Origin of the sequence: Methylobacterium terricola, from assembly GCF_006151805.1 — a bacterium.
In the GTDB taxonomy this organism is placed as follows: domain Bacteria; phylum Pseudomonadota; class Alphaproteobacteria; order Rhizobiales; family Beijerinckiaceae; genus Methylobacterium; species Methylobacterium terricola.
This window is the reverse complement of record NZ_VDDA01000005.1, coordinates 316,055-340,670: the sequence shown is the minus strand read 5'-3', so window position 1 is coordinate 340,670 and position 24,616 is coordinate 316,055. Positions and strand designations below refer to the sequence as shown.

Genomic DNA, 24,616 nt, shown 5'->3' with positions numbered 1-24,616 from the left:
ACGTCAACCAACCATAAGGGGACAGGGTGATGACAGCGACGGGCAAGACGGCCGGTGGGGCGGTCGGTGGGGCGGTCATGGCGGCATGTCTGCTCGCGGCGCCGGGCGCCCGGGCCGCCGAGATCGTCCTCGGCTTCTCGATGGCGAAGACCGGCCCCTATGTGAGCCTCGCCAACACCAACGAGGTGGCGGTCGACATGGCGGTCGCCGAGATCAACGCCAAGGGCGGCGTCGGCGGGCACACCCTGCGGCTGGTCAAGTTCGACACCGGCGGCGACCCGAAGCAGGCCGCCCTCGCGGTCCGCCGCTTCGCCGAGGACGACAAGGCGATGGCGGTCATCGGCCCGTTCAGCTCCAGCGAGGTCCGGGTCGCGTTCCCGGCCGGCGAGCGCCTCGGCATCGTGCAGATGTCGATGTCGTCGTCGGCCCCCAACCTGACCAAGGGCTTCTCCTACGCCTTCCGCAACACCCGCGACGAGGGCAAGGTCATCGACCAAGTCCTGGCGACGCTCAAGGACAAGAAGCTGCCGAGCGCCAGCGGCGCCATCGCGTACGCCACCGACGACGTGGTATCGAAGTCGATCGGCACGGCGGTGCTGCCGGGCCTGATGGCGAAGTACGAGATCCCGGTGAAGGGCAGCGTCGACTTCCAGTACAACGCCTTCGATCTGTCGCCGCAGGTCTCGCGCCTCGCGCAGATGCAGGCCGACGTCATCGGGCTCGGCGCTCCGCCCGAGGCGGCGGTGAACCTCGCCAAGGAGATGAAGCGCCAGGGCGTGAAGGGCCGCCTCGTCGGCGGCACCACCATCGCCGACCCGGAACTGCCGCGGCGGATGGAGGGCGCGGGCGAGGCCCTGACCATCGGGACGACGTTCTTTCCCGTGCTGAATGCCCGGACGCAGGCCTTCGCCAAGGCGTTCGGCGAGCGGACGAAGGCCGCCGGCATCGCCCGCCACGAGCCGAACCAGCAGGACGCCGCCGCCTACGACATCGTCTACCTGCTCGCCGAGGCGGCCTCGCGCGCCAAGGTGACGGCCGAGTCGAGCAAGCTCGCTGCCGAGCGGACGGCCGTCCGCGACGCCCTGGCATCGCTGAAGGATTTCGATGCGTTGGAGGGCAGCATCTCGTTCGGCGAGGACCGCGATGCGATCAAGCCGATCTACGTCGTCGAGGTGAAGGACGGCACTTGGGCGCTGCTCGATACGCGCAAGGTCGATTAAGGGTGCCTGACAGAACCGCTGTCTCCGGTTGCGGGTGATGAGGCTGGCCTGGAGAAGCGGGAAGAAACCGTCGATGCCGGCGCTCCGCGCGTAGCGGACGGGCACGCGAGGGGCGCCGTCCTCCAGCCGAGGATGGCCGCCCCGGGGGCGAGGCGGGTGTGGCGGCGGAAGCGGGCCGGCCGCACCGGCCCAACGCCCGATCACCCCGATCGTGCCGTTCGGTGAGGCGCCGAGGCGCCGGGCCGCGTGCGCCGGCCGATCGCTGACACGGGCGACGATGCCGACTGGCGGCGCCAGGAATTGCGCCGGCCGGGCATCAGCGTGGTCATTCCCGGCACCCGCGCCCGCACGCGCGAGACCCGCCCCGACAACGGGCGCCATCGCGGCCGCTGGCGGGTCGAGGGGTTTTGCCGCCTGAAGGACTTCCGCCGCAGCGCCACCCGCTTCGACACGCTCGCCCGAAACTTCGCGTCCGCTCTCGTGCTGGGCCAGTGTCCCCGCGTTCCGATGCCGATTGAGTCGCGGCCCGAGAGGCCGCACCGGCAGTTGCCACGGAAGACGGCGAATGCCCGGTCGTGGGCGTCGAAGACCAGCGCCCGGCCCACACGCGGATCGGCACGCACGACCAGCCTCCGCAAGCCTCCCGTTGAGAGCGCGGGCGGCAACCTGGACGACGTATCCTGGGAGGCCCGTTCGGACGCCGATCACTCCGGAAGCGCGGGCCTTGTTCCACACCTGATCACGGGCAAGACGGCATCGCCGTCAGGAGCATCGCGGCGGGTCGCGGCATTCACGACGGCAACGGACGCCCGCCAGAGGGCGCTCATGCGAGGCGAGAGGTCGACCGCTGGCACGTGACTTGCTTGGCATCAGCCGCAGCGCAGAGCCGCAAAGGCTCTTTTCGGGTTGGCGTGCCCATCGTCGGGTGTCCGCTGAGGGTCCGCCCGGCCATGCGCGCATGGTCGAGCGGTCTCGCCGAGTCCGCGGTGAGAGTGCCGTTCACCGGATGTCCACGTCTTCGAGACGGGACCGAGCCATGTGCGATCGTGACGGGTCGTTCTATCGTAACCTTTCCCGGCGGGGCTTCCTGGGCCGGGGCGCCGGTGCCGCGGCCGCGGTCGCCTTGCCGGCGCATCTCGCGGCTCTGCTGGCGCCGAGCCCTGCCGCAGCGGGCACCACGCTGAAGGCCACCCACGGCTCCGGGTTCTGCAACATGGGCATGTTCCTCGCCAAGGAGCGGGGTCTGACCAAGGCGGACGGCGTCGATCTCGACTTCGTGGTGACGCCCTCGAACACCGAGATCACCACGATGTTCGGGGCCGGTCTCGTCGACATGTCGATGATTCCCTACTCGAACTTCATGACCCTGTACGACGCCGGCGCGCCCGTGCGGATCGTCGCCGGCGGCGGGGTCGAGGGCTGCATCATCGTGGCCCGCGAGGGCATCAACTCGGCGGCCGACCTCAAGGGCAAGACCTTCGGCACCTTCCAGGCCGACACCCTCGAGGTGCTGCCCTACGACTACCTGAAGAAGGCCGGGATGAGCTTTCGCGATGTCGAGGTGAAGTACCTCGACACCTCGCCGGAGCTCGCCCAGGCGTTCATGGCCGGAGCCCTCGACGCGATCTGCCACATCGAGCCCTACGCCTCGCAATGCGTGATGGGCCGGAAAGGCGCCAAGGTCCTGTCGAACGGCACCGACGTCTACGGCAAGGGCTATTCGGATTGCGTGCTTGCCGTGCGCGCGCCGCTCATCAAGAGCAACCCGGCGGCCGTGAAAGCGGTGATCAAGGCCCTGTTCGTCGCCCAGTCCCAGGCCGAGGCGGACAAGACCGCCGCTCTCAAGGACACGGTTGGCAAGTACTACAAGACCAGCATGGAGGCAGCGATCGACGCCTCCGCCAAGCAGCCGATCGTGGTCGATCAGCGCGACCAGACCCGATTCATCATCGCGCGCGGCGCCTCGATGCAGGACCTCGGCTACGTCAAGAAGGCCCCGGACGAGGGTGCCTTCGACTGGAGCCTGCTCGAGGCGGTGATCGCCGAGAACAAGAGCCTCTATGCCGGCCTGAAGCTGAAGGCCGCCTGACGCGCCATTCAACGGCCGGGCGCAGGGCCCGGCCGCCCTTCCTCCCGCACGGACACTCGCCTCGTGACCACACACGCACGGATCGGCCCGGTCCCCGCGCCGGTGCGCGCCGCGCTGCCCGGGCTCCCGCCCGCCTGGCGCCGGCGCCTCGCTGCCTTGGGCTGGGCCATCGTCTCCCTCGGCCTGTTCGCGGGCCTGTGGGAGGGCCTATGGGCGCTCGACCTCGTCAACCCGCTGCTGCTGCCGCCGCCCCACCTGTTCCTGTCCGACATTCCCGGGACGCTCCGCTACTTCGACCGCTCCAACCGGATCGGCAGCCTAGGCGGCGGCGGCGGGTTTGCGGCACTCCTGATCACCATGGGCTGGACGACGATGCGGGTCTTCGTCGGGCTGGGCCTGGGCTTCGTCGGCGGCGTGCTCGTCGGCGCGCTGGTCCATTACGTCCGGCTCTTGCGCAACCTCCTGCTGCCGACGGTCCTGCTGCTCGCCCCGATCTCCCCGGTGGCGTGGCTGCCGGTCGCCATCTTCGTCTTCGGCATCGGCGACAAGCCGGCGATCTTCCTCGTCTTCATCACGCTGTTCTTCACCATCGTGCTCTCGACGGGGGCGCAGATCGAGAGCGTGCCGAAGAACTACATCCACGTCGCCCGCATCATGGGCGCTTCCGGGCGGCAGACCTTCTGGCGGGTGGTCCTGCCGGCGATCCTGCCGAGCCTGTTCATGACGCTGCGGCTCAACCTGTTCGCCGCCTGGATGGTGGTGCTGATCGCCGAGACGGTTGGGGTCGGGAGCGGGCTCGGGCAGATCACCTCGATGGCCCGCTCGACCTTCAACGCCAAGCTCGTCTTCTTCACCATGGCGATCATCGGCGTGCTCGGCTTCCTGTCCGATTTCGCCCTGCGCCAGGTGCAGCGGAAGATGCTGTGGTGGGTCGGCCCGGGAGGCGCCCGATGACCCGCCCCGCCGTCACGATCCGCACCGTCTCGAAGCGCTGGATGCCGGAGGGCCGCGCCCCGGTCCAGGCCCTCGCCGATCTCGATTTCGAGGTCGCCCCGGGCGAGTTCGTGGTGCTGCTCGGGCCCTCCGGCTGCGGCAAGTCCACGCTCCTCTACATGATCGCCGGGCTCGAGGAGGTGACCGGCGGCGAGATCCTGGCCGACGGCGATCCCGTCACCGGTCCGAGCGCCGAGCGCGGCTTGATCTTCCAGGAGGCCTCGCTGTTTCCCTGGCTCACCATCGCCGACAACGTCGCCTTCGGCCTCGCCGTCCGGCACGTGCCGCCGGTCAAGCGGCGCGAGATGGCGGTCGAGATGCTGCGCCGGGTCGGGCTCGGCGACATGCTCGACAAGAAGCCGGACGAATTGTCCGGCGGCATGCGCCAGCGCGCGGCCTGTGCCCGGGCGCTCGCCATGCGGCCGAAGGTGCTGATGATGGACGAGCCCTTCGCGGCCCTCGACGTCCAGACCCGCTCGCGCATGCAGGATTTCCTGCTGCAGATCTGGCGCGACAGCGGCGCCTCGGTCCTTCTCGTCACCCATTCGATCGACGAGGCGATCTCGCTCGCCGACCGGGTGGTGGTGTTCACCGCCCGACCGGGGCGGGTGAAGACGATCGTGCCGATCGACCTGCCGCGGCCGCGGCCGTCGCGGGATCCCCGTTACCACGCCTATCGCGACCTGTTCACCGAACTGCTCGGCGCCGAGGTCGACCGCGCCTTCGCCGAGCAGGAGGCCGCCGCGGCGCGATGAGTGCTCCCATGCGCGTCGCCGCGATCCCGGTCGGCCCGGCCGGGCACGATCCGGACGGGCTCTGGCGGGAGGTCGAGGCGGGGGTCGCCGAGGCCGCCGCCGCGGGTGCCGGTCTCGCCATCCTGCCGGAACTGACAGTGCTGCCCTACGTCGCCGGCGAGGATCCGGCGCACTGGCGCCACCTCGCCGAGCCGCAGGACGGGCTCACCGCCCGTCGCATGGGGGCGCTCGCGCGCCGCCACGGGATCGGCCTGGTGTTCGGCCTGGCGCTGTCCGAGCACGGCGAGGCGCTGCCGCTCAATGCGGCGCTCCTTGCTGAAGCAGACGGCAGCCTGGTTCGGATCGCGGCCAAGCGGCGGCTGCCGCCTCCGCTGCCCGGCGAACGCTTCGGCGAGGCCGACCATTTCCGGGCCGGCCCGCTGGACGCGCCGGCGGTGCGGGTCAAATGTCCGGGCGGTTCCCTGAGGATCGCGGCCCTCGTCTGCTACGACCGGCGCTTTCCCGAGGCCTGGGACGCGGCGTCGGCCGGGGCCGACCTCGTCGCGGTCCTGGTCGCCGGGCCGGCGCCGCAGGATCCGCCCGGCTTCTTCACCGGCGAGCTCGCCGGTCACGCCCGGCGCTGCCGCGTCGCGGCGGTCGCGGCCTCGCGCCACGGCATCGAGCACGGCCTCGGCCGGCCGGTGCGGCACGACGGCGACAGCCTCGTCGTCGGGCCGGACGGCCGCGTCCTCGCGGCGTGGCGACCCGACGCGCCAAGCCCGGTCATCGGCCCCGTCACCGGCTCCCTGCCGGATTCCGACCGACCCTCCCTTCCCGCAGCGTAACGGAACACCAAACCCATGGCAGAACTCATCGTCCAGGCCGGCTGGGTCGTCACCGGGATCAAGGATCGCAACACGCCGGTCATCGTCGAGAACGGCGCCGTCCTCTCGCGCGATGGGGTGATCGTGGCGGTCGGCCCGGTCGAGGAGATGCAGCGGACGGCGCCCGGCGCGGAGCTGCGCCGCTATCCCGGCCACGTCATGCTGCCGGGCTTCGTCAACAGCCACCATCATGTCGGGCTCACCCCGCTCCAGCTCGGCTCGCCCGACCATGCCCTGGAATTGTGGTTCGCGAGCCGCCTGCCGGCCCGGCGCCTCGACCTGACCCTCGACACGCTCTACTCCGCCTTCGAGATGGTGGCCTCGGGCATCACCACGGTCCAGCACATCCAGGGCTGGATGGCCGGCGGCTACGACGCCATCCATGCCTCCGCGACCAAGACCCTGAACGGCTACCGAAGCCTCGGGATGCGCGCCTCCTATTGCTACGCCGTGCGCGAGCAGAACCGGCTCGTCTACGAGGCGGACGAGGCGTTCTGCGCCCGCCTGCCGGCCGATCTCGGGGCGCAGCTCGCCGCGCACCTCAAGGCGCAGGCGATGCCGTTTCCCGACTTCCTGCGCCTGTTCGACCAGCTCACGCAGGAGAACGAGGGCCATCGCCTGACCCGGATCCAGCTGGCTCCGGCCAACCTCCACTGGTGCACCGACGAGGGGCTGGTCGCGCTCCACGAGAAATCCCGCGCCGCCGGGGTGCCGATGCACATGCACCTGCTGGAGACCGCCTATCAGAAGGAATATGCCCGCCGCCGCACCGGCAAGACCGCGCTCCGCCACCTCCACGACCTCGGCGTGCTCGGGCCGCACATGACCCTCGGCCACGGCGTCTGGCTCAATGAGGAGGACATCGACATCGTCGCGCAGACCGGCACCTGCATCTGCCACAATTGCTCGTCGAACTTCCGGCTGCGCTCGGGGCTCGCGCCGCTGAATGCCTGGGAGAAGAAGGGCATCACGGTCGGGATGGGGCTCGACGAGGCGGGGATCAACGACGACCGCGACATGCTCCAGGAATTGCGGCTGGCGCTGCGGGTCCACCGGGTGCCGGGCATGGACGACGACGATGTGCCGACCCCGTCCCAGGTGGTGAAGATGGCGACCGAATCCGGCGCCATGACCACGGCCTTCGGCGCCGAGATCGGGCGGCTCGATCCCGGCCGCTTCTTCGACGCCTCGCTGATCGACTGGCGGCGCGCCACCTACCCGTTCCAGGACCCCGACATCCCGGTGCTCGACGCCCTGGTCCAGCGCGCCAAGACCGAGTGCGTCGATGCCGTCTACATCGACGGCGAGCTGGTCTATGCCGAGGGGCGCTTCACCAAGGTCGACCGGGACGCCGTTCTCGCCGAGATCGCCGACATACTCGGACGGCCGCGCTCGCCCGAGGAAGTGGCACGGCGCGAGCTCGGCCGGGCGGTCTTCCCGCACGTGAAGGCGTTCTACGCCGATTACCTGCCCGAGGCGCCGCGCGACCCGTTCTACGCCGGCTCGTCTCGGCGATAGGGCATCGTCCGATACCGCCGGTGCCGGCTGGCCGGGATCGCGGGATGATCCGACGCATCGGGCCTGCCTGGCCGCGGCGCGGTCGGGCAGGCCCGCGGGTTGGGAGCCCGCCGACGCACGCCCGGCGTCTGGGGCCGCCCGGTCGCGACCGCCCGTCCAACCGCCGCGCTCCGGTTCTCGAGCCGAGCCGTCGACCGGCATCCTCGGCTCGCAGAGTGACGTGCCGGGTCCGCCGGCGGGGATCGGCGGCACTGCCGGCAGCTCGGCGAGGGGCATCAAGAGCCACGTTCTGACGTGCTCGCGCGGCCTTGTCCTGGTCGCGGGGGTGACGGCGGCCGATGGCCACGACATGCAGGCGGCGGGCGGGCCGGGCGCCGCTGCGTGGAGCGGCAGGTCGATCGGCACCACGGGTACGGACCAGCGGAGTCGCGCAGGCCCGCCGCAGCCGGAGCCTCCAGGGAATACGGGGCGGTTCAGTGGCGCCAACCCGAGTGCCGGAACCCGCCCCAGCGATGTCCGCCACCATGCCACGCGAACCGGCGATGCCAGCGGTCGTGATAGCTGTAATGCCAGCGGTAGCCGCCCCACCGGCGATAGGCTGGGCCGTAGACGTAGGGGCGGTAGACGTAAGGACGGTAGACAGGGGGCCGCCAGTTCGGGCGGCACCAGCCATAGAAGCCGCGGTGGAAGCCGGGACCGCAACCGTCCCGGGCCTCTGCCGCAGGAGCGGTCAGCAAGACGCCCGAAGCAAGGGCGAGGGACATGACGAGCTTGCGGATCATGGCGTGCTCCTTGGGCGTCCGGCGGGCCGCCGGACGCGTCGGGTTGTCGGAATGGACGGTTCAGTTCGGCCAGCAGCGGCGGCCGTAGGGGCCGATGTGGAAGCCGGCCGGGCAGGAGGCGCCGCGGACGTAGCCACCCCACTGCCCGCCTGTGCGGCAGCCGCCATAGGGCCCTCGGTGACCGTAGGGACCGCAGCCGCCGTAGACTTGGATGATCCGCGCATCGTCGGCCAAGGTGGAGACCGCACCGTGAACCAGCGGGAGGGCCGAGGCGGGAACCGCGAGGACGGCCAGCAGCACGGCAGGGACGAGGATCCTCAGCATCGACGGGTTTCCTTCTGCTCGAAGGGGCGAGACCGGCATGACGCCGCCTCGGCCCATGTCCCGGCGGCGCTTCCGCCGCGTCGGGATGCAGGAAGGTTTGTCCCCGCGCTGTGCGCGGATGTGACGGGTTCGAACCGATCCGTAACGTTGTGTGACAATCGCGCGCGTTCGGTGACGACCCGTCAGGCGAGGGCCGGCAGGGTCACGACGAGGCGTGCGCCCCCCCGGGAGCCCGCCTCGGCGGCGACGGTACCGCCATGGGCCTCGACGATCTGGCGCGCGATGGCGAGTCCGAGCCCGGTCCCGCCGGTCCGCCGGTTCCGCGACCGTTCGATCCGGTAATACGGGCTGAAGACGGCCGTGCGCTCCGCTTCCGGGATGCCTGGTCCGTCATCCTCGACCACGACCTGGCAAGCCGCTCCCGTCCGCCGGACGGCGACCGCGACGGAGGAGCGTCCGAACTTGACGGCATTGCCGATCAGGTTCGCCATCACCCGACGCAGGGCGACGGCATCTCCGGCCACGGTCGCGTCCCGCACCTCCTCGCCCGACAAGGTGATGCGCGCGCCTTGCGCCGCGTGCTCGGCGACCTCGACCGCCACGATGTCGGCCAGGTCCACGGGAGAGCGCCCGACCTCGGCGGCGGTCCCGCGGGCGAAGCCGAGCGAGGTCTCGATGAGCGCGGTCATCGCATCGAGGTCCGCGACGAGCCGCTCCCGGCGCTCCCGCTCCGCGATCCCCTCCGCCCGCAGGCGCATGCGCGTCAGGTAGGTCTTGAGGTCGTGCGAGATCGCCCCGATCAGCAGCGACCGCTCGCCCATCAGCCCGACGATGCGGTCTTGCATCGCCTGGACCGCCTGGGTGAGGCGCCGGATCTCCGGGGCCCCCTGGGGGACGAGCGCCGGCTCCGCGGTACGGCCGTCGAACCGGGAGACCGCCCCGGTCAGGCGCCGCAGCGGGACGAGCTCGTGCCGTGCGCCGACCGTGACGAGGCCGGCCACCGCCACGCCGAGGATCGCCACCCATAGGCTCAGGGGCTGGCCGAGCAGCCACGGCATGAACGAGCGGTGTCCCCTGATCGCGGACACGACCAGCGTCCGCCCGTCGGAGAGCCGGGAGGTGGCCAGGGCAAGGCTGCCGATGGGCCTGCGCCGGTGGCCGGTCTCCATATCGGCCGGACCAGTACCCCGGTAAAGCATGTCGGTGTCGGTGAAGGCGCGGATGCCGTCGGCAGCCTCGCCGGTCAGGCGGTGCAGGCGCGCTTCGAGGACCGGCTCGCGGATCAGGGCGGCGAGGTCCGGTGGCGCATCGACGATCTCGGCCCTGAGCGCCTCGCCGTTGACGGCGCGCAGGATGGCTGGCCTCTGCGCCGGATCGGCATTCCTCAGGAGGTCCATGATGCCCGCCGCCTGGTCCAGGCGGGGGAAGCGGGAGGCGTACGGCCAGTGCTCCTGGCTGCGCTGCCACCGGTCGATGCCGAACGTGGCGACGACCAGGAGGGAGAGCGCCCCCAGCAGGACCAGCATGATCCGGCCGAGGAGCCCGATGCGCGCCATCACGGCGCACCGGACCTCACGGGCGCCGCCAGGATGTAGCCGGCGTTGCGCACCGTCTTGATCTGGCCCGCGGCCTGGCTCCCGGCCGCGTCGAGCTTGTGCCGCAGCCGGCTCACCTGGACGTCGATGGTGCGGTCGTAGGCATCGGCGGTCCGGCCGCGGGTCCAGTCGAGGAGCTGGTCGCGCGAGAGCACCCGCTGCGGCCGGGTGACGAAGCAGTGCAGCAAGTCGTACTCGGCGCTGGTGAGCGGGATCTCGGTGCCGGGCGCGCCGGTGGTCACCGTGCGGGCGGCGAGGTCGACGACGAGATCGGCGACGCTCAGCCGCTCGGGCGCCGTCCCGGCGGCGGCGTTGCCTCCGCCGGCTCGACGCAGGACGGCGCGGATGCGGGCGAGCAGCACGCGCGGGCTGAACGGCTTCGAGACGTAATCGTCGGCCCCCATCTCCAGGCCCAGCACCCGGTCGATGTCCTCGTCCTTGGCGGTCAGCATGACGACCGGCGGCCCGCCCGCCTCGCGCAGGCGGCGGCAGATCGACAGGCCGTCCTCGCCCGGCAGCATCCAGTCGAGGACGACGAGGCTCGGCCTCGGTCCGGCTGCGAGGAGACGGTCGAGGCTCGCGCCCCCGTCGAGGGAGACGACGCGAAAACCTTCATCCTCCAGGTAGGCGGCGAGTTGGCTGCGGATGTCGTCGTCGTCCTCGACGATGGCGATGATGATGCCGTCGGTCATGGCGGCAGGATAGGCCGGCGCGACCGTGCGGCAACGCGTAAAACGTCTCCGTCACAAAACGTTACGTGCCGCAGGTCTCCCGTCACATCCGGGATCGGGAAGCACGCGAGCGTTCGCCGCATCGCAGCCGCCCCCCGGGGGCCGCGACGGAGAAAGGCACGAGGCCCATGGCGGGATCCCACCTCGCATCGCCGGTTCGGCACGTCGCAACGGTTCTCGCCGTCGCCGGGGGAATGGCCTTGCAGGTCGGCCCGGTGCAAGCGGCGCCGCGTCAGGCCTCCGCCGGGTCGCGGCAGCCCGGCGATGGATCCGAGACCTATCGCGGGTATCGCCTCGAGATGGCGCAGGACGTCCCGAACGCGGAGATCGGGCCGCTTCGCCGGGCAGCCGAGCATCAGGTCGACATCATCGAGAGGACGAGCCTCGACGATGGCGTGAAAGCCTTCCTCAGGCGCTTCCCGGTCGTCGTCAGGTCGGGATCCGGCGCGGGCAGTCACTACAATGGCGGCGAGAGCGTCACCCTCGCGGTCGACGACCCGAACGACCGACGTCCGATTCTCCTGCACGAATACATGCACGTCTTCCACTTCCGGAAAATGCCCGGCGGCCGGAACAACCCGGACATCATGACCTTCTACGAGCGCGCAAGGAATGGCGGCTTCTACCCGGCGGGTGCCTATGTCCTGAAGAACCGGGCCGAATTCTTCGCAATGACCGCGAGCGTCTACCTGCATGGCACGCTGGCCCGCGAGCCCTTCACCCGGGACGAACTGCGTCAGAAGCAGCCGGTCTATTATCGCTTCCTCACCCGGCTGTTCGGGCCGGTCGGCGCCGGAGCCGACGCCGACGGCGAACCGCTCCTCTCGACGGCGACGGAGTGACCGATGAACGCTCGTTCGATGGCGGCCTGCCTCCTTCTCCTCGGCACGGGACACGCCGTGGCCGACCCCCTGCCGCTGCGCCACGGCGCCTATGTCGGCGTCGGCATCGATTGCGGGAACCCACCGAATGCCGCGTTGCGCACCTATGACGGCCGGGGTCTCGGAAGCGCGAAGGCCGCCGATTGCCGGGACTACGGTGGTCCGCGGCCCGAACGGGCTATTGAACGCGCCACGATCCGCGTCGACGGGCCGGACCGCTATACAAGACTGACCGGAAACGGCGGCGACCGCTTCCGTTCATGCCCTGGGCTGACGCCATAGCGCTGTCCCCGCAACCGGCGCGGCCGAGCGCAGATCGGCAGCACGCTGACATTCTCCGCCGCCTTCGGCACTCCGTCACCGGGTCGGGAAGCCGACGACGATCGCGGCCGATCGCGACGGGGCGGTCGATCACCGCGGAATCGAGGATGGCGAGGGCCGGCGGGCGACGACCCGCGGCGCGCCGGATGCGCCGGGCCGGGCGAGGAGGAAGGGCAGGGCGCGGCCGAGCGCGACGGGGACCACCGAGGCGTGGTTCTCGTCCTCGAAGACGTGGAAGCGGATGCCGGGCCCGGCGCCCGACCGCGCCCGCAGGCATTCGGCGACGGCCCGGGCATTGGCGATCATCGCGCGGTCGCCCGGGCCTTCCTCGGTAACGGGCGAGGCCGCCTGGGCCGCCGGCTGCTCGAGGGCCCCCACCGCGATCATCAGCCGGACGGCCTGCGGAAGCCGCGCCGCGCCGCAGGCCCGCAGCAGGGCCCCGTCGTCGAACCACAGCGACGGGCTGGCGGCGGCAAAAGCCGCGAAGGACGACGGCCGCGTCAGGACGGCGTGCAGGACGAAGAGGCCGCCGAGCGAGTGCCCGAACAGCACGCGGCGCTGGCCGGCGAGACCGAAGCGGGCCTCGACCATCGGGGCGAGCTCATCGGTGAGGAAGTCGAGGAACAGCTCCGCTCCCCCGGTTTCCCGCTCCTCGACGGCAGGACCCGAGCGCGGGGGCGTGAGGTCGTAGCGACGCCTCACGACATCGACGGCCTCGTCGATGGGATAGCCGATGCCGACGGCAACCGCCGGGCGCACGCCGGTGACCTCCGGCCGGCGCGCGCGCATGCGCAGGCCGTCATTGAGCGTGCCGAACCAGGCGTTCCCGTCGAGGAGGTAGACGGCGTCCCAGCCGTCCTCCGGCATCGCCGTGTCGGGCCAGGCGAGGAAGATGCGGTAGGACCGGCCCGACCGCGAGCGGATGTCCCATTGCTCGGTGTTCGGCAGGCGGATCGGGGCCGCCTGTACCGGCTCGAGGCGCGTCGGCATGGCTCACCAGCGATAGGAGACGGTGGCGAGAATCGTCCGGCTGGTCCCGTAGAAGCACTGGTTGGCGGAGGCGCAGGCCGAGACGTAATGCTTGTCGAACAGGTTGGTGGCGTTGACGGCGGCGGTGAGCCCGGTCAGCGCGGGATTCACGGCGCCGAAATCGTAATGGATCTGCGCGTCGGCGAGCAGGATGCCCGGCACCTTGTAGGCGGCCGAGTTGATCGCGTCGCCGAACGAGGAACCGAGGTAGCGCAGGCCGCCGCCGAAGCCGAAGCCGCGCCACGGACCGCTCTGGATGGTGTAGTCGCCCCAGCCGCTGATCGTCTGGTCCGGTACGCCGACCGGGCGCTTGCCGCGCACGGCGACCCCGTCCGTCACCACCGAACTGCGGGTGACGGTGACGTCGGCATAGCCGTAGGCGGCGATCAGCGCGAGGCCGGGCAGCGGGGAGGCCTTGGCGCTGAACTCGACGCCGCGCGAGGTGATCGCGCCGGTCTGGACCTGGCAGACCGTCGCGCTGCATCCGGTCACCGCCGTGTTGGTGGCGGGATGCGCGGTGTCGGTGGTCAGGACATTGGCCTGCGTCAGGTCGAAGGCCGCGATCTGCACCAGGGCATCGACCCCGGGCGGCTGGTACTTGAGGCCGGCTTCGACCTGCTCCCCGGTCGTCGGCCGGAACGCCACCCCGCCGAAGCCCGTCCCCGCCTGCGGCTCGAACGATGTCGCGTAATCCGCGAACGGCGCAAGGCCGTTCTCGAACTGATAGAGCAGGCCGACGCGCCAGGTCGTCGCCTCGCTGTCGGTTTTGGCGAGCGTCGCGCGGCCGGTGGAGAGGGTCGTGGTCTGGGCGCGGTTGCGCGCCCAGTCGTGGCGCAGGCCGACCTGCAGGTTCCAGTTGCCCCACTGGATCTGGTCCTCGCCGTAGAGGCCGAGCTGGCTGTTGTCCTGGCGCTGCGCGGTGGCGATCGTCGGCACCGCGAAGGCGCCGTAGGCAGCCGTCAGGTAATTGACGGTGCTCGTCGTCCCGGTGCCGTAGCGGGCCGTCGGGCCGGTCCAGAGATAGCCGAGCCCGGTCAGCACCGTGTGCTTCAGCGGCCCGGTCCAGAGATGGGCCTCCGCCTCGTTGTCGAGGGCGACGGCGTCGAGGCTCTCGACATAGGCCTGCGGCGTGCGGACGAGGCAGAGGTTGCTCCGGCCGCCGCAGAGGGAGGCGGCCGCGAAGGCGCTGCCGCCCGCCGGCACCGAGAACGCCTTGAAGTCGGTATCGAGGTGGAAATAGCGGAAGTTCTGGCGCACCGTGAACGTATCGTCGAAGATGTGCTCGAACTGGTAGCTGAACGCCGATTGCTCGCGCCGGAAGCTGTTGTAGAGCGGGTTGCCGCTCTGGAAGGTATAGGGGATCTGGCCGTTGGGGTTGCGCAGCAGCGTGCCGAGGGCCGGCATCCAGTTCGACTGGAAGCTGTTGGGATCGCGCTGGGAGAGGCCCTGCACCGACAGGGTCGTGCCGGCATCGGGGCGCCAGGTCAGCATCGGGGCGATCATCACGCGCTGGTCGGTGCTGTCCTCGACCGCGTTGCCGGTGTCGCGTCCAAGGCCGATCAGCCGGTAGAGCAGGCGCCCCTCCGGGTCGACCGGGCCGCTCAGGTCGAAGCCGCCCTCGACATGCCCGAAATTGCCGATCCTCGTGATCACCTCGTTGTAGGGCACCGGAAGCGGGCGCTTGCCCACCAGGTTGACGAGGCCGCCGGGATTGAACTGGCCGTACAGCACCGAGGCCGGCCCGTGCAGCACGTCGATGCGCTCCAGCAGGTACGGCTCGACCGACGGGATCGCGTAGTTCACGCCCTTGGGCAGGCGCAGGTTGTCGAGGAACTGCACGTAGCTGGCATTGCCGCCGAAGCCGCCGAAGCCGCGGATGAAGACGCTGTCCGAGCGGTTGCCGCTGCGGGTCTCGGCCGCGAGGCCGGGCTCGTAGCGCAGGGACTGGCTGACGGTCAGCGAGGCCTGCGCCTCGATCTGCGCGCGGGGCACCACCGTGATCGATTGCGGCGTGCGCCCGATCGGCGTCGCGGTCTTCGTGCCCGTCGCGGTGACGGCCGGGGCATAATCCCCCGGGAGGATCCCGCCCGCGCCGTCGACCGCGATCGCGTCGAGGGCGATCTCGCCAGCCGGCGATGCAGGCTCGGCCCGGGCAACCGGGCCAGGCAGCGAGGCGAGCGCGCCACCGAGCAGGAGCAGCGTCGGCCACGCCTCGCGGCGCGGATGTGAGATATGCGGCACGGTCGTCGTTCCCGGATTGGGGGGCCTCGCGGGTTCGAGCCTCGTCGGACTCCCGCAGGGCGCAGGACCGCTCATAGAAAACGCGAGCCGCTGCCGACAATTGCCGCGACTTTCGGGATCCGGATTTTCCCTTTCGCTCCGAATCGGAACAATTCCGATCTGACCTCAACGCACATCGCGCGGCGAGACGCCGAAACGACGACGAAACGCCGTCGAGAAGTAGGCCGGCGTGTAACCGACCCGATAGGCCGTCTCGGCGACGCCGGCCTCGCCGGTCGCCAGCAGGGTGTAGGCGAGCTGCAGCCGGTATTCCTGGAGGAATTCGGGGATGCCGGTGCCGAACAGGCGCCGGAACGCGAATCCGAGGGCTTTCGCGTTCAGGCCCACCATCGCGGCGAGCCGCGACACGACGAGGGGCTCGGCGTAGCGCTGCACCAGGATGTCCCGTGCCGCGGTCGCGCGCTCGACCTCGCCCGCGGACAAGCCGCTCCCGGACTGCGACGGGCCGTCGGCGGCCAGGCAGCTCTCGATCGCGCAGGCCACGAGTTCCAGGCCCTTGCCGAGGAGGAACAGGTCGCGGGCCATGCCCTGGATCGGGCACACCATGATCTGCGCGGCGATCGAGCGGGTGACGGCATCGGCGGCCGTGGTCAGGAAGGCAGGCGCGTGGCCACCGCCTTGGCGCGTCGCGCGCGCGAGCAGCACGTCGAAAGGGATCCCGGTATGGGACTGGGCGGCCGCGACCGACAGATGGACGAGGGCGTACCGGAAGGTCTGCTTCGGCGGGAAGACCTGCTCGCGGCGATGCGCGGCGGTGCTGAGGACGAGGCTGACGGACGGCGCCTCGACCCAGATCGCGGGACGATCGTCGATCCGGCACGACATGCGCCCGTCGAGGGTCACGGCGACGGTCAAACCTCTCTTGAAGGGTTCGATCACGCGCCGCTCTTCGACGAACTCGTTCTCACCGGTCGAGATGACGAGCGCGCCATCGAGCAGCGAGCTGAAGTTCTTCGGCATCAGGATGGCGTTGATCGGGACGGACATCGCCTCATGGTCGGTGTCGCTCTGCCCCCGGCCAGCGGATCCGGCGGCAGGTCGGGATGACTGGAGTTCGCGGTAGCGACCGGCTCACGGGCCGATCTTGCCCGGGCGTCCGATGCCGCGCGTGTGAGCCTAACCGAGGGCCGGGACGGTCGATAGCCGTGATCGTCGGCCTCGGCCTCGGGGCCGGGCGCCGTTCCGGCGCGTCACCAGCGGTAGCTCGCGCTGGCGACCACGCGGCGCGCGTCGCCGTAATAGCAGGCATTCGTGGAGATGCAGGCACTGGCGTAGTGGCGATCGGCGACGTTGGTCGCGTTGATCGCGAAGCGCCAGCCGTCGCGCACGTAGTGGACCTGCGCGTCGAACAGGACGACGTCCGGCACGGTCAGGGCATTGTCGACCGTGGCGTAGGATCGTCCGACATAGCGCACGCCGCCGCCGAAGCCGAACCCGGCCAGCGGCCCGGTCGGGATGGTATAGTCGGCAAACAGCGACGCGAAGGTCTGCGGGACGCCGACCGGCGTGCGGCCGATGCGGGCGGCCGAACCGTCGGCAACGGTCTTCAGCTCGTAGTTCGTGAACGACGCCGTGATGGCGAAGTCGGGCGTGATGGCGGCCTGCAGCCCCAGCTCGATGCCGCGCGAGCGCACCGCGCCGATCTGGATGGTGTTGTTGACGTTCGACGGGTCGGTCGTGGAGACGTTGGTGCGGATGAGGTCGAACACCGCGGCGGTGGCCAGGAGCGGCAGGCCCGGCGGCTGGTACTTGATCCCGGCCTCGTACTGGTCGCCGGTCTCCGGCTTGAACGGCTGGCTGTAGAAATTGACGCCGACCACCGGGTTGAAGAAGGTCGCGTAGCTCAGGTACGGCGCCAGACCGAAATCGAAGTTGTAGATCAGGCCGTAGCGCTGCGTCCCGGCGGCAGCGTGCTGCTCGGTCGCGCCCCGGGTCAGCTTGTTGAAGACGTCGTTCTCGGTGAAGTCGCCGCGGCCGCTGGCGACGAGGGTGAGTTCCGGCGTCAGCTTGATCTGGTCCTGCGCGTAGACGCCGAGCTGGGTGAAGACGCTGCGCGTCACGGAATACGGGACCGCGAGCGGGGTCGGGACGCCGTAGACCGGCGACAGGATGTTGAACCGGAGGCCGGGCAGGTTCGCGGTGGTCGCGCTGCGCGCATTCGTGCCGTCGAGCTCGGCCTGCTTGTAGTCGAGGCCCATCAGCAGGGTGTGGCGGAACGGGCCGGTGTCGAAGCGGGCCTCGACTTGGTTGTCGACGTTGAACACCCCGGCACGGCCCGAACTCTGCGACCGGTAGCGGTTGAGCACGGTCTGGTTCGTGCCGGCGGCGTAGCTGCTGAAGATCAGCGTGTTGTCGTAGGCCTCGGTGAACGCGTAGCGCAGGTTCTGCCGGACCGTGAACACGTCGTCGAAACGGTGCTCGAACTCGTAGCCGGCATAGGCCTGGGTGCGGCGGTAGCGGTTGGCCTCCGGGTCGTTGACGTTGAGGTTGAGCGGGATGCGCAGCCCGAGCGCCTGCGGCCGGACCGTGCCGACATACGGCAGGAAGCCGCCGATGCGCCCGCTCTCGTCGTGCTGGTAGCTCGTCAGCACCGTCAACGTCGTCGCACCGTCGGGCCGGTAGGTGAAGGCCGGGGCGATCGTGCCGCGGTTGTCGTCCGTGCCGTCGAGCTGCGTCCCGCCGTGGTGACCGATGCCGGTCAGGCGGTAGAACCAGTGGCCGTCCGCATCGGCGGGACCGCCGATGTCGATCCCGAGGTATTTCTGCCCGTAGGAGCCGCCGCCGGCCTCGATATATCTGAGCGGCTCGCGCGTCGGGCGCTTGCTGATCAGGTTGACGAGGCCGCCGGGCCCGCCCTGCCCGAACAGCACGGCGGCCGGGCCGCGCAGGATCTCGATGCGCTCGAGCCCGAACGGGTCGACCTGGAATCCGGCGAAGCCGTAATTCAGGAGTTGCAGCGAATTGAGGTAGAGACCGGTATCGTTGGCGGTGAAGCCGCGGATCAGGAAGAAGTCCTGGCGGGTGCCGGGCCCGTAGGTCCCGCCATAGACGCCGGGCACGTAGCGGAGCGCCTCCGCCACGGTGAGGTCGCGCTGGGCGTCGAGCTGCTGGCGGCCGATGACGCTGATCGATTGCGGCGTCTCGATCAGGGGCGTGTCGGTCTTCGTCGCGGTGGCGGAGCGGGTCGCCACGACGCCGTCCACCGGTCCGCGCGGATCCTCCGCGGCCGGGCCGCCGGACCGGGCAAGACCCGCCGGGCCCGAGCCGGCCACGGTGATCTCCTCCAGCGCCACGACCGGCTCGGACGATGCCGCCTGCGCCCGTGCGGCGCCGACCGGCGCCGCGAGCGCCATCAGCGAAACGCCGGTCCGCGCGAGGCCGCGCAGGATGCGCGACGGCATCGGGTCGTCCTTCATGATGTCACCTCTCGTGCATGGCGCGCGCCGTCGGCTGCGCTCGTCCGCCGTGTTCGGTTGAGACGTGCCGGTCGGCCGGGCTCCGGAGCCCGGCCGAGGTCATTCGGCTGGATCCAGCCGTTGCCGGCGGTCCTTCCCGCGGGTCGGATGCGGCGCCTAGCATCGCGGGCTTTCGGCGCGCAGGACCGCCCTGATCAGGTAAGGACCGCCGATCAGCGAGGCGAAGAGGCCGACGGGCATCTGGTAGGGGTAGAAGACGAGCCGCGAGAGCAGGTCGGCCCCGGCCATGAGGCCGCAGCCGATCGCGACCGAGCCGGCAAGGTGCGCCCGCGCCCCGGCGAAGCCCCCCGAGCGGGCCAGGTGCGGCGCCATCAGCCCGACGAAGCTCACCGGCCCGACCGTCAGGGCGCTCAAGCCCGTCGCGAGCGCGGCGAGCGCGAGCAGGACGAGCTTGGCGCGCGCGAGCGGCAGGCCGAGGGCGAGGGCGGCGGAATCGCCGAGCGGCAGCACGTCGAGCCAGCGCGCGAGGAGGAACAGAGCCGCGACGCTCGCCAGGGCGCCTGCGACCGCGAGCAGGGCGAGGGCCGGATCGACCTGCGTCGAGGCGCCGGTGATCCAGGCCAGGATCATGGCGGCCTCGATGCCGCCGCGGGTCATGATCACGGTAAGGCCGGCCCCCGCCAGGGCACCGAGCGCGATGCCGCCGAGCAGCATGCGGCCGCCCTGGAGCGCCGCGCGCCGCGCCACGGCCAGGAGCGCGGCGAGACCGATCCCGGCCCCGAGGCCGGCGCTGCCGACCTGCGCCGCGAGGCCTGCGGCCGGTGCGGCGAGAATGCAGATGGCGAGGCCGAGGCTGGCCGCGCCGCTGACGCCGAGACCCTCCGGGCTCGCCAGCGGGTTCGCGGTCATGCGCTGCAGGACGCAGCCGGCTCCGGCGAGCATCGCGCCCCCCGCCATCACGGCGGCGAGGCGGGGCAGCCGCCAGGGCAGGAACAGAGCGAGGTCCGAAGGCCCCGCGAGCACGAGGCCGGTGCGATCGCGCCCGAGGATCAGGCCGGCGAGGACCAGGAGGACGAGGGCGCCCACGAGGAGGCCCAGCCTGCGACCAAGCCGGGCGGGGCGGCGCGGGGCGAGGTCCGCGCCGAGGGCCACCGGACGGGCGCCCGCGAGGCGCGGCAGCAGCAGCAGGAGGAACGGGCCGGCGAGCAGGGCCGTGACGGCGCCGGTCGGCAGGGCGAGGCGGCTGCCGCGGTCGATCGCCTGCACGATCCCGTCGGTCAGGAGCAGGATCAGCCCGCCGAGGAGAGGGGCGGCGACGAGGAGGGCGCGGGGCGTGCGCAGGCCCAGCATCCGCACGAGGTTCGGCGCGGCGAGGCCGACGAAGCCGATGACCCCGACCTGCGCCACCACCGATCCCGCCAGGGTGACCGCAAGCAGCAGCAGGGCGGTCCGGATCCGGGCGACGGGCAGGCCGAGGCCGCCGGCGCCGGCATCGTCGAGGGCGAGGAGGGCGAGGGGGCGCAGGAGCAGGGCTGCGAGCAGCCAGGCCAGGGCCAGCCGGATCCCGAGGGCCTGCGCCGGACCCCAATCCTGCTGCGCCAGCGAGCCGCCGCCCCAGAGGAACAGGGCGGTGAGGTATTGCCCGCCATACAGGACGAGCGCCGCGCTCGCCGAGGCGCAGACGAGGCCGACCAGCATGCCGGCGACCACCACGCTCGTCGGCGCGAAGGCCTGCCGCGCGGTGAGGCCGAGCACCAGGGCCGCCGCGGCGAGCGCGCCCGCGAAGGCGACCGCCTCGCGGCTGAGGCCGCCCAGATCCGGTGCGAACGCCGTCGCGGCGACGATCGCGAGGTGCGCGCCCGCCGCGACGCCGAGCGTCGAGGCATCGGCGAGCGGGTTGCGCAGCACCCGCTGGAGCAGCAGGCCGGCGAGGCCCAAGGCCGCCCCGGCCGCGAGCGCGACGATGGCCCGCGGCAGCAGGCTGTGACGTACGACGAGGTCGCGCAGGGGCTGGCCCGCATCGTCGAGCACCGCCCGGATGCCGAGGCCGTGCAGCAGGGCGCCAAGCCCCGCGAGCCCGGCGCAGAGGCCTGCGAACCGCCGTGCGAGCGCCCGGTCCCGGGCCTGCGGGACCGGCCCGGCGGGGGCGGGGGCGGCGTCCCGGCGCGACCTGAGGCCGGCGGTCATGCCAGCGCCTCCGCGAGCAGGCGGGCGAACCGGGCGGCGGTGGGCAGGGCGCCGAAAGGGTTGACCGGATCGAGCACCCGGACGCGGTTCTCGCGGACGGCCGGCAGCGCATTCCACAGGGCGCTCCGCGGCAGGGCCCGGGCCGCATCGGGCGGCAGCGGGCCGATGACGACGATGCCGGCCTGCGGATCCTGGGCCAGCGCCAGGATGTCGACCGGGGCCTGCGCGACATAGCGGGTGTTGCCGGTCCAGGCGCTCGTCAGGCCGAGCCGGTCGAGCACGGCGCCGTGCATGCTGTCGGGGCCGAAGGCCCGGAAGTGGCGCGGATCGCCGACGCTGATCACGAAGATCCGCTCGCCGCGCCGGGGCGCCAGCCGCCCTGCCGCCGCGGCGAGCGCGGCCTCGGTCTCGGCGATGACGCGTTCGGCCTCGCCGTCGCGCCCGGCCCGCGCGGCGATGATGCGGGTCGCCTCGACCGCCGCCGCGTAGGGCGGGCGCCCGCGCTGATCGATGCGCAGCGACAGGACCGGAGCGATGCGGGCGAGCTGGCCCTCGATGCGGCCGTACCAGGGCGCCGACAGGATCAGGTCGGGCGCGGCCCGCAGCAGGGCCTCGACGTTCAGGCTGCCGCGCAGGCCGAGATCGGCGACGCGGTCGGGGACCGGCGGCTCGACCACGAGCCTGCGGTAGAGGACCAGCTCGGCGCCCGCCACGACCTCCGCCCCGAGGGCCAGCGCGGTCTCGAGCATCGCCCAGTCGATCGCCGCGACGCGGGGGCGTGCGGCCCCGGCGCCGTGGGCCGGGGCCCGGGACAGCACGGCGCCGGCCGCCGCGGCCAGCATCGCCCGCCGAGTGGGACGGCGCGGGCTCACAGCGGATATCCGACGATGTCGCCCGTCCCGGGCAGGCGATGGATGCCCATGCGCAGGCCGTAGATCCGGGCCAGCACGTCCTCCCGCATCACGGCCTCCGGCGTGCCTTGCGCGACGATGCGGCCATGGCCCAGCGCCACGAGGTCGTCGCAGAACCGCGCCGCCATGTTGATGTCGTGCAGGATCACGATCACGCTGAGGCCGCTCTCCCGCCCCAGCGCCCGGACCAGGGACAGCACGTCGATCTGGTGGGCGATGTCGAGGGCCGAGGTCGGCTCGTCGAGGAGCAGGCAGCCGGCGTCCTGGGCGAGCAGCATCGCCAGCCAGACGCGCTGGCGCTCGCCGCCGGAGAGGGAGTCGACCGCCCGCCCGCGGAAGCTCCCGGTGCCGGTCCGGCGGAGCGCCTCGTCGACCTTGGCGTGGTCCTGCGCCGCGAAACGGCCGAGGAGCCCGTGCCAGGGGAAGCGGCCGAGGGCGACGAGGTCCTCGACCCGCAGCCCGTCGGTCGGCGGGGCGAACTGGGGCAGGTAGGCGACCTGCCGGGCGAAGTCGCGCGGGCTCGGGCGCGCGAGGTCCTCGCCGCGAAACAGGATCCGGCCCGCCTCGGGACGGGCCTGCCGGGCGAGGAGGCGCATCAGCGTGCTCTTGCCTGACCCGTTCGGCCCGATCAGCCCGCAGATCCGGCCCGGCGCGAAACGGTGGGTGATCCCGTCGAGCAGGGTCCGCCCGCCGGCCTCGACGCGGATCCCGGCGAGGTCGAACAGGGCGGCCGGGCTCCCGTCAGCGCACCGGCGCATCGTCGTCCTGCCGGCGCCAGTAGGTGACGATCCGCGCCTGCGCGCTGCCGAGGGCGAGGCGCTCCCGTGCGAGGCTGGTGAGGTCGCGGGCCGTGCCGGCCTCGACGCCCGCATAGAGGAAGAGATCGCGATCAGGGCCCCGGGCGAGGTCGGCGGCGGCCTGGGCCAGCCGCGAGCCCCGGCCGGAGCGGCGGTGGAGGAAGGCGAGCCGCTGGCCAGGACCGCAGGCGACGTCCTGCTCCTCGTCCCGGTCCGCCACCTCGACGAGCGCGTCGATGCGCCGGCCGGGCGCGGCCTCCTCGATCAGGCGGCCGATCACCGGCAGCGCGGTCTCGTCGCCGACGAGGACGAGGCGGCCCACCGGCGGAACCGGGCGGCCGAGCGGCCCGATCAGTCCCACGCGGTCGCCGGGACGGGCCTCGGCGCCCCAGCAGGCGCCGGGACCGGCGGGCGCATGCAGCACGACGTCGATGTCGATCTCGCCCGCCTCCGGCCGGACGAACCGTATGGTGTAGTAGCGCGACGCCGCCGGCGCCCCGTCCGCGCCGCGCAAGGGACCGCGGGGGCAGGGGACGAGAAGGCGGGCATGCATCGCAGGGCCCGCGAAAGGCGCGGCGTCGCCGCAGGCGAGGGTGATCCGGCGCAGGCGCGGCGTCACCGCCCGCGTCGCCAGGACCCGAAGCGTGCGCGGCGCCTCCTTCGGAGCGGAGGAGGGCGCGGGGGCGGCACGACGGACAAGATGCGGGGTCGAGGGACGCAGCGACATGTTCCGGTTCCGACGGGTTGCCGGCGCACTGACGCGGCGCAGAACATCCATCCGGGAACGGGCTTAGCCGAGCCGGGCGCCGAGGGTCCAATAACTGCCCGGTGCAATTTCCAGAAGTACCGCTTATGATCGGATGAGCGGCATTGTTTGTAATTATTAAAGTTTTAGGCCCGTCTTGCTCGCCCGGGCCTATGCCATCCGGGATGCGCAAGGGGGATCATGAGCGTCAACAAGGCGGCGGGAGCGTTCGAGCTGCGGCACCTGCGCTACTTCGTGACCCTGGCCGAGGAGCGGAACTTCAGCCGTGCGGCGGAGCGGCTCGGCATCGCGCAGCCGGGCTTGAGCCAGCAGATCCTCAACCTGGAGGCGCTGGTGGGCACGGCCCTTCTCGACCGCAGCCGGCGCGCGGTGCAGCTCACGCTGCCCGGCCAGGTCTTCCTGCAGGAGGCCCGCAAGACGCTGGCGCAGGCCGACACGGCGCTGGCCGCGGTGCGCCGGGCCGGGCGCGGCGAGACCGGCCGCATCTCGATCGGCTACGTGGCCTCGGCGGCCTATGCGGGCGTGCTCACGACGTCGCTCGCCGCGTTCCGGACGACGCACCCGGAAGTGGAGCTCCAGCTCACCGAGATGGAGATGGGCCTGCAGCTCGCGGCGATCGCCGGCGGCGCCCTCGATTTCGGCTATATCCGCCCTCCGGTGACGGTCCCCGACGGGGTGGCGACGACCTGCGTGCTGCGCGAGCCCCTCGTCGTCGCGATCGGTGCGACGCACGCGCTCGCCGATCACGACACGATACCGCTGGCGGCCCTCGGCGAGGAGACCTTCATCGCGCCGCGCCAGGCCGCCGATGTCGGCTTCCACCACAACGCCGTCACGGCCTGCCGCGAGAGCGGGTTCGAGCCGACGATCAGCGCCACGGGGCGGGACTTCACCACCATCGCCAGCATGGTCGCGGTCGGGCTCGGGGTCGCGCTCGTGCCGCGATCCCTGACCTGCCTGCAGCTACCCGGCCTCGTCTACCGCCCGGTCACCGGGTCGACGACGACGTCGGATCTCGCGGTGGCCTACCGCCGCAACGAGCCGGCGCCGGCGGTGAAGGCCTTCATCCGCCATCACCACCAGGCCGATCCGATCGGGCGCGATCCTCCGACCGGGCGCGCCCTCGGGACGTGATCC

The 24,616-nt window shown here is 71.8% G+C and carries 22 protein-coding genes; 10 read left to right on the top strand and 12 right to left on the bottom strand.

The features are described from left to right. Positions 1-29: 29 nt before the first annotated feature. The 7 genes from FF100_RS14870 (at position 30) to FF100_RS14840 (ending at position 7,438) form a co-directional block, all read left to right on the top strand. Positions 30-1,220: an ABC transporter substrate-binding protein gene (locus FF100_RS14870; RefSeq protein ID WP_139036468.1), complete on the top strand. Its 1,191-nt coding sequence runs from the start codon at positions 30-32 to the stop codon at positions 1,218-1,220. A 246-nt stretch (positions 1,221-1,466) separates the two neighbouring features. Then, positions 1,467-2,078, top strand: coding sequence for a transposase (locus FF100_RS38630; RefSeq protein WP_139036467.1), 612 nt, complete (start codon positions 1,467-1,469; stop codon positions 2,076-2,078). A gap of 178 nt (positions 2,079-2,256) precedes the next feature. Then, positions 2,257-3,309, top strand: a complete 1,053-nt coding sequence (locus tag FF100_RS14860; protein ID WP_139036466.1) for an ABC transporter substrate-binding protein — start codon at positions 2,257-2,259, stop codon at positions 3,307-3,309. Between the two features lie 63 nt (positions 3,310-3,372). Beyond that, on the top strand, positions 3,373-4,263 hold the full coding sequence (locus FF100_RS14855; RefSeq protein WP_139036465.1) for an ABC transporter permease: 891 nt from the start codon (positions 3,373-3,375) through the stop codon (positions 4,261-4,263). Beyond that, complete coding sequence (locus FF100_RS14850; protein WP_139036464.1) at positions 4,260-5,057, top strand: ABC transporter ATP-binding protein; 798 nt, start codon at positions 4,260-4,262, stop codon at positions 5,055-5,057. The genes FF100_RS14855 and FF100_RS14850 overlap by 4 nt, the downstream gene beginning before the upstream one ends. Then, positions 5,054-5,881 carry a carbon-nitrogen hydrolase family protein gene (locus FF100_RS14845; protein WP_139036463.1) on the top strand — a complete coding sequence of 276 codons (828 nt, stop codon included), beginning with the start codon at positions 5,054-5,056 and terminating at the stop codon, positions 5,879-5,881. The genes FF100_RS14850 and FF100_RS14845 overlap by 4 nt, the downstream gene beginning before the upstream one ends. Positions 5,882-5,896: 15 nt before the next feature. Then, positions 5,897-7,438 (top strand): amidohydrolase family protein, encoded by a 1,542-nt coding sequence (locus FF100_RS14840; RefSeq protein WP_139036462.1) that lies wholly within the window; start codon positions 5,897-5,899, stop codon positions 7,436-7,438. 473 nt (positions 7,439-7,911) lie between these two features. Here the strand turns inward: FF100_RS14840 and FF100_RS14835 are convergent, their stop codons facing one another. The 4 genes from FF100_RS14835 to FF100_RS14820 form a co-directional block, all read right to left on the bottom strand. Then, positions 7,912-8,220 (bottom strand): GCG_CRPN prefix-to-repeats domain-containing protein, encoded by a 309-nt coding sequence (locus tag FF100_RS14835; RefSeq protein ID WP_139036461.1) that lies wholly within the window; start codon positions 8,218-8,220, stop codon positions 7,912-7,914. A gap of 60 nt (positions 8,221-8,280) precedes the next feature. Continuing rightward, positions 8,281-8,544 carry a GCG_CRPN prefix-to-repeats domain-containing protein gene (locus tag FF100_RS14830; RefSeq protein WP_139036460.1) on the bottom strand — a complete coding sequence of 88 codons (264 nt, stop codon included), beginning with the start codon at positions 8,542-8,544 and terminating at the stop codon, positions 8,281-8,283. A 182-nt stretch (positions 8,545-8,726) separates the two neighbouring features. Further along, positions 8,727-10,100 carry a sensor histidine kinase gene (locus FF100_RS14825; RefSeq protein WP_139036459.1) on the bottom strand — a complete coding sequence of 458 codons (1,374 nt, stop codon included), beginning with the start codon at positions 10,098-10,100 and terminating at the stop codon, positions 8,727-8,729. Next, a complete protein-coding gene (locus FF100_RS14820) occupies positions 10,100-10,831 on the bottom strand; it encodes a response regulator (protein WP_139036458.1) in 732 nt (243 codons plus the stop codon). Before FF100_RS14820 ends, FF100_RS14825 begins: the two co-directional genes overlap by 1 nt. A gap of 65 nt (positions 10,832-10,896) precedes the next feature. On the opposite strand from FF100_RS14820, the gene FF100_RS14815 reads away from it, so the two are divergent. Together FF100_RS14815 and FF100_RS14810 are read left to right on the top strand one after the other, a co-directional pair. Further along, complete coding sequence (locus FF100_RS14815; protein WP_139036457.1) at positions 10,897-11,712, top strand: hypothetical protein; 816 nt, start codon at positions 10,897-10,899, stop codon at positions 11,710-11,712. 3 nt (positions 11,713-11,715) lie between these two features. Then, positions 11,716-12,033 carry a hypothetical protein gene (locus tag FF100_RS14810; protein WP_139036456.1) on the top strand — a complete coding sequence of 106 codons (318 nt, stop codon included), beginning with the start codon at positions 11,716-11,718 and terminating at the stop codon, positions 12,031-12,033. 129 nt (positions 12,034-12,162) lie between these two features. Here the strand turns inward: FF100_RS14810 and FF100_RS14805 are convergent, their stop codons facing one another. From FF100_RS14805 to FF100_RS14770, 8 genes are all read right to left on the bottom strand, one after another. Continuing rightward, entirely contained in the window at positions 12,163-13,062 is a 900-nt protein-coding gene (locus FF100_RS14805) for an alpha/beta hydrolase (RefSeq protein WP_139036455.1), read from the bottom strand. 3 nt (positions 13,063-13,065) lie between these two features. Beyond that, on the bottom strand, positions 13,066-15,342 hold the full coding sequence (locus FF100_RS14800; protein ID WP_171070175.1) for a TonB-dependent siderophore receptor: 2,277 nt from the start codon (positions 15,340-15,342) through the stop codon (positions 13,066-13,068). A gap of 165 nt (positions 15,343-15,507) precedes the next feature. Continuing rightward, positions 15,508-16,389: a helix-turn-helix domain-containing protein gene (locus FF100_RS14795; RefSeq protein ID WP_139036453.1), complete on the bottom strand. Its 882-nt coding sequence runs from the start codon at positions 16,387-16,389 to the stop codon at positions 15,508-15,510. A 203-nt stretch (positions 16,390-16,592) separates the two neighbouring features. Continuing rightward, positions 16,593-18,818, bottom strand: a complete 2,226-nt coding sequence (locus FF100_RS14790; RefSeq protein ID WP_139036452.1) for a TonB-dependent siderophore receptor — start codon at positions 18,816-18,818, stop codon at positions 16,593-16,595. A gap of 156 nt (positions 18,819-18,974) precedes the next feature. Then, positions 18,975-21,005: a Fe(3+)-hydroxamate ABC transporter permease FhuB gene (gene fhuB / locus FF100_RS14785; protein ID WP_139036451.1), complete on the bottom strand. Its 2,031-nt coding sequence runs from the start codon at positions 21,003-21,005 to the stop codon at positions 18,975-18,977. Beyond that, the gene (locus FF100_RS14780) at positions 21,002-21,847 is read right to left on the bottom strand and encodes an ABC transporter substrate-binding protein (protein ID WP_139036607.1); all 846 of its coding nucleotides are present in this window, start codon (positions 21,845-21,847) and stop codon (positions 21,002-21,004) included. The genes fhuB and FF100_RS14780 overlap by 4 nt, the downstream gene beginning before the upstream one ends. 26 nt (positions 21,848-21,873) lie before the next feature. After that, on the bottom strand, positions 21,874-22,674 hold the full coding sequence (locus tag FF100_RS14775) for an ABC transporter ATP-binding protein (RefSeq protein ID WP_139036450.1): 801 nt from the start codon (positions 22,672-22,674) through the stop codon (positions 21,874-21,876). Continuing rightward, positions 22,658-23,440 (bottom strand): siderophore-interacting protein, encoded by a 783-nt coding sequence (locus FF100_RS14770; protein WP_171070174.1) that lies wholly within the window; start codon positions 23,438-23,440, stop codon positions 22,658-22,660. Before FF100_RS14770 ends, FF100_RS14775 begins: the two co-directional genes overlap by 17 nt. Positions 23,441-23,659: 219 nt before the next feature. Between FF100_RS14770 and FF100_RS14765 the strand changes: the two genes are divergently transcribed. Then, positions 23,660-24,613, top strand: a complete 954-nt coding sequence (locus FF100_RS14765; RefSeq protein ID WP_139036448.1) for a LysR substrate-binding domain-containing protein — start codon at positions 23,660-23,662, stop codon at positions 24,611-24,613. Positions 24,614-24,616: the final 3 nt, after the last annotated feature.

What these genes read in the sequence shown, in the direction of transcription:
- FF100_RS14870 (WP_139036468.1), top strand. Translation starts at nt 30, where the DNA reads ATGACAGCGACGGGCAAGACGGCCGGTGGGGCGGTCGGTGGGGCGGTC.
- FF100_RS14860 (WP_139036466.1), top strand. Translation starts at nt 2,257, where the DNA reads ATGTGCGATCGTGACGGGTCGTTCTATCGTAACCTTTCCCGGCGGGGC.
- FF100_RS14850 (WP_139036464.1), top strand. Translation starts at nt 4,260, where the DNA reads ATGACCCGCCCCGCCGTCACGATCCGCACCGTCTCGAAGCGCTGGATG.
- FF100_RS14845 (WP_139036463.1), top strand. Translation starts at nt 5,054, where the DNA reads ATGAGTGCTCCCATGCGCGTCGCCGCGATCCCGGTCGGCCCGGCCGGG.
- FF100_RS14840 (WP_139036462.1), top strand. Translation starts at nt 5,897, where the DNA reads ATGGCAGAACTCATCGTCCAGGCCGGCTGGGTCGTCACCGGGATCAAG.
- FF100_RS14835 (WP_139036461.1), bottom strand. Translation starts at nt 8,220, where the DNA reads ATGATCCGCAAGCTCGTCATGTCCCTCGCCCTTGCTTCGGGCGTCTTG.
- FF100_RS14830 (WP_139036460.1), bottom strand. Translation starts at nt 8,544, where the DNA reads ATGCTGAGGATCCTCGTCCCTGCCGTGCTGCTGGCCGTCCTCGCGGTT.
- FF100_RS14825 (WP_139036459.1), bottom strand. Translation starts at nt 10,100, where the DNA reads ATGGCGCGCATCGGGCTCCTCGGCCGGATCATGCTGGTCCTGCTGGGG.
- FF100_RS14820 (WP_139036458.1), bottom strand. Translation starts at nt 10,831, where the DNA reads ATGACCGACGGCATCATCATCGCCATCGTCGAGGACGACGACGACATC.
- FF100_RS14810 (WP_139036456.1), top strand. Translation starts at nt 11,716, where the DNA reads ATGAACGCTCGTTCGATGGCGGCCTGCCTCCTTCTCCTCGGCACGGGA.
- FF100_RS14805 (WP_139036455.1), bottom strand. Translation starts at nt 13,062, where the DNA reads ATGCCGACGCGCCTCGAGCCGGTACAGGCGGCCCCGATCCGCCTGCCG.
- FF100_RS14795 (WP_139036453.1), bottom strand. Translation starts at nt 16,389, where the DNA reads ATGTCCGTCCCGATCAACGCCATCCTGATGCCGAAGAACTTCAGCTCG.
- FF100_RS14790 (WP_139036452.1), bottom strand. Translation starts at nt 18,818, where the DNA reads ATGAAGGACGACCCGATGCCGTCGCGCATCCTGCGCGGCCTCGCGCGG.
- fhuB (WP_139036451.1), bottom strand. Translation starts at nt 21,005, where the DNA reads ATGACCGCCGGCCTCAGGTCGCGCCGGGACGCCGCCCCCGCCCCCGCC.
- FF100_RS14780 (WP_139036607.1), bottom strand. Translation starts at nt 21,847, where the DNA reads ATGCTGGCCGCGGCGGCCGGCGCCGTGCTGTCCCGGGCCCCGGCCCAC.
- FF100_RS14775 (WP_139036450.1), bottom strand. Translation starts at nt 22,674, where the DNA reads ATGCGCCGGTGCGCTGACGGGAGCCCGGCCGCCCTGTTCGACCTCGCC.
- FF100_RS14770 (WP_171070174.1), bottom strand. Translation starts at nt 23,440, where the DNA reads ATGTCGCTGCGTCCCTCGACCCCGCATCTTGTCCGTCGTGCCGCCCCC.
- FF100_RS14765 (WP_139036448.1), top strand. Translation starts at nt 23,660, where the DNA reads ATGAGCGTCAACAAGGCGGCGGGAGCGTTCGAGCTGCGGCACCTGCGC.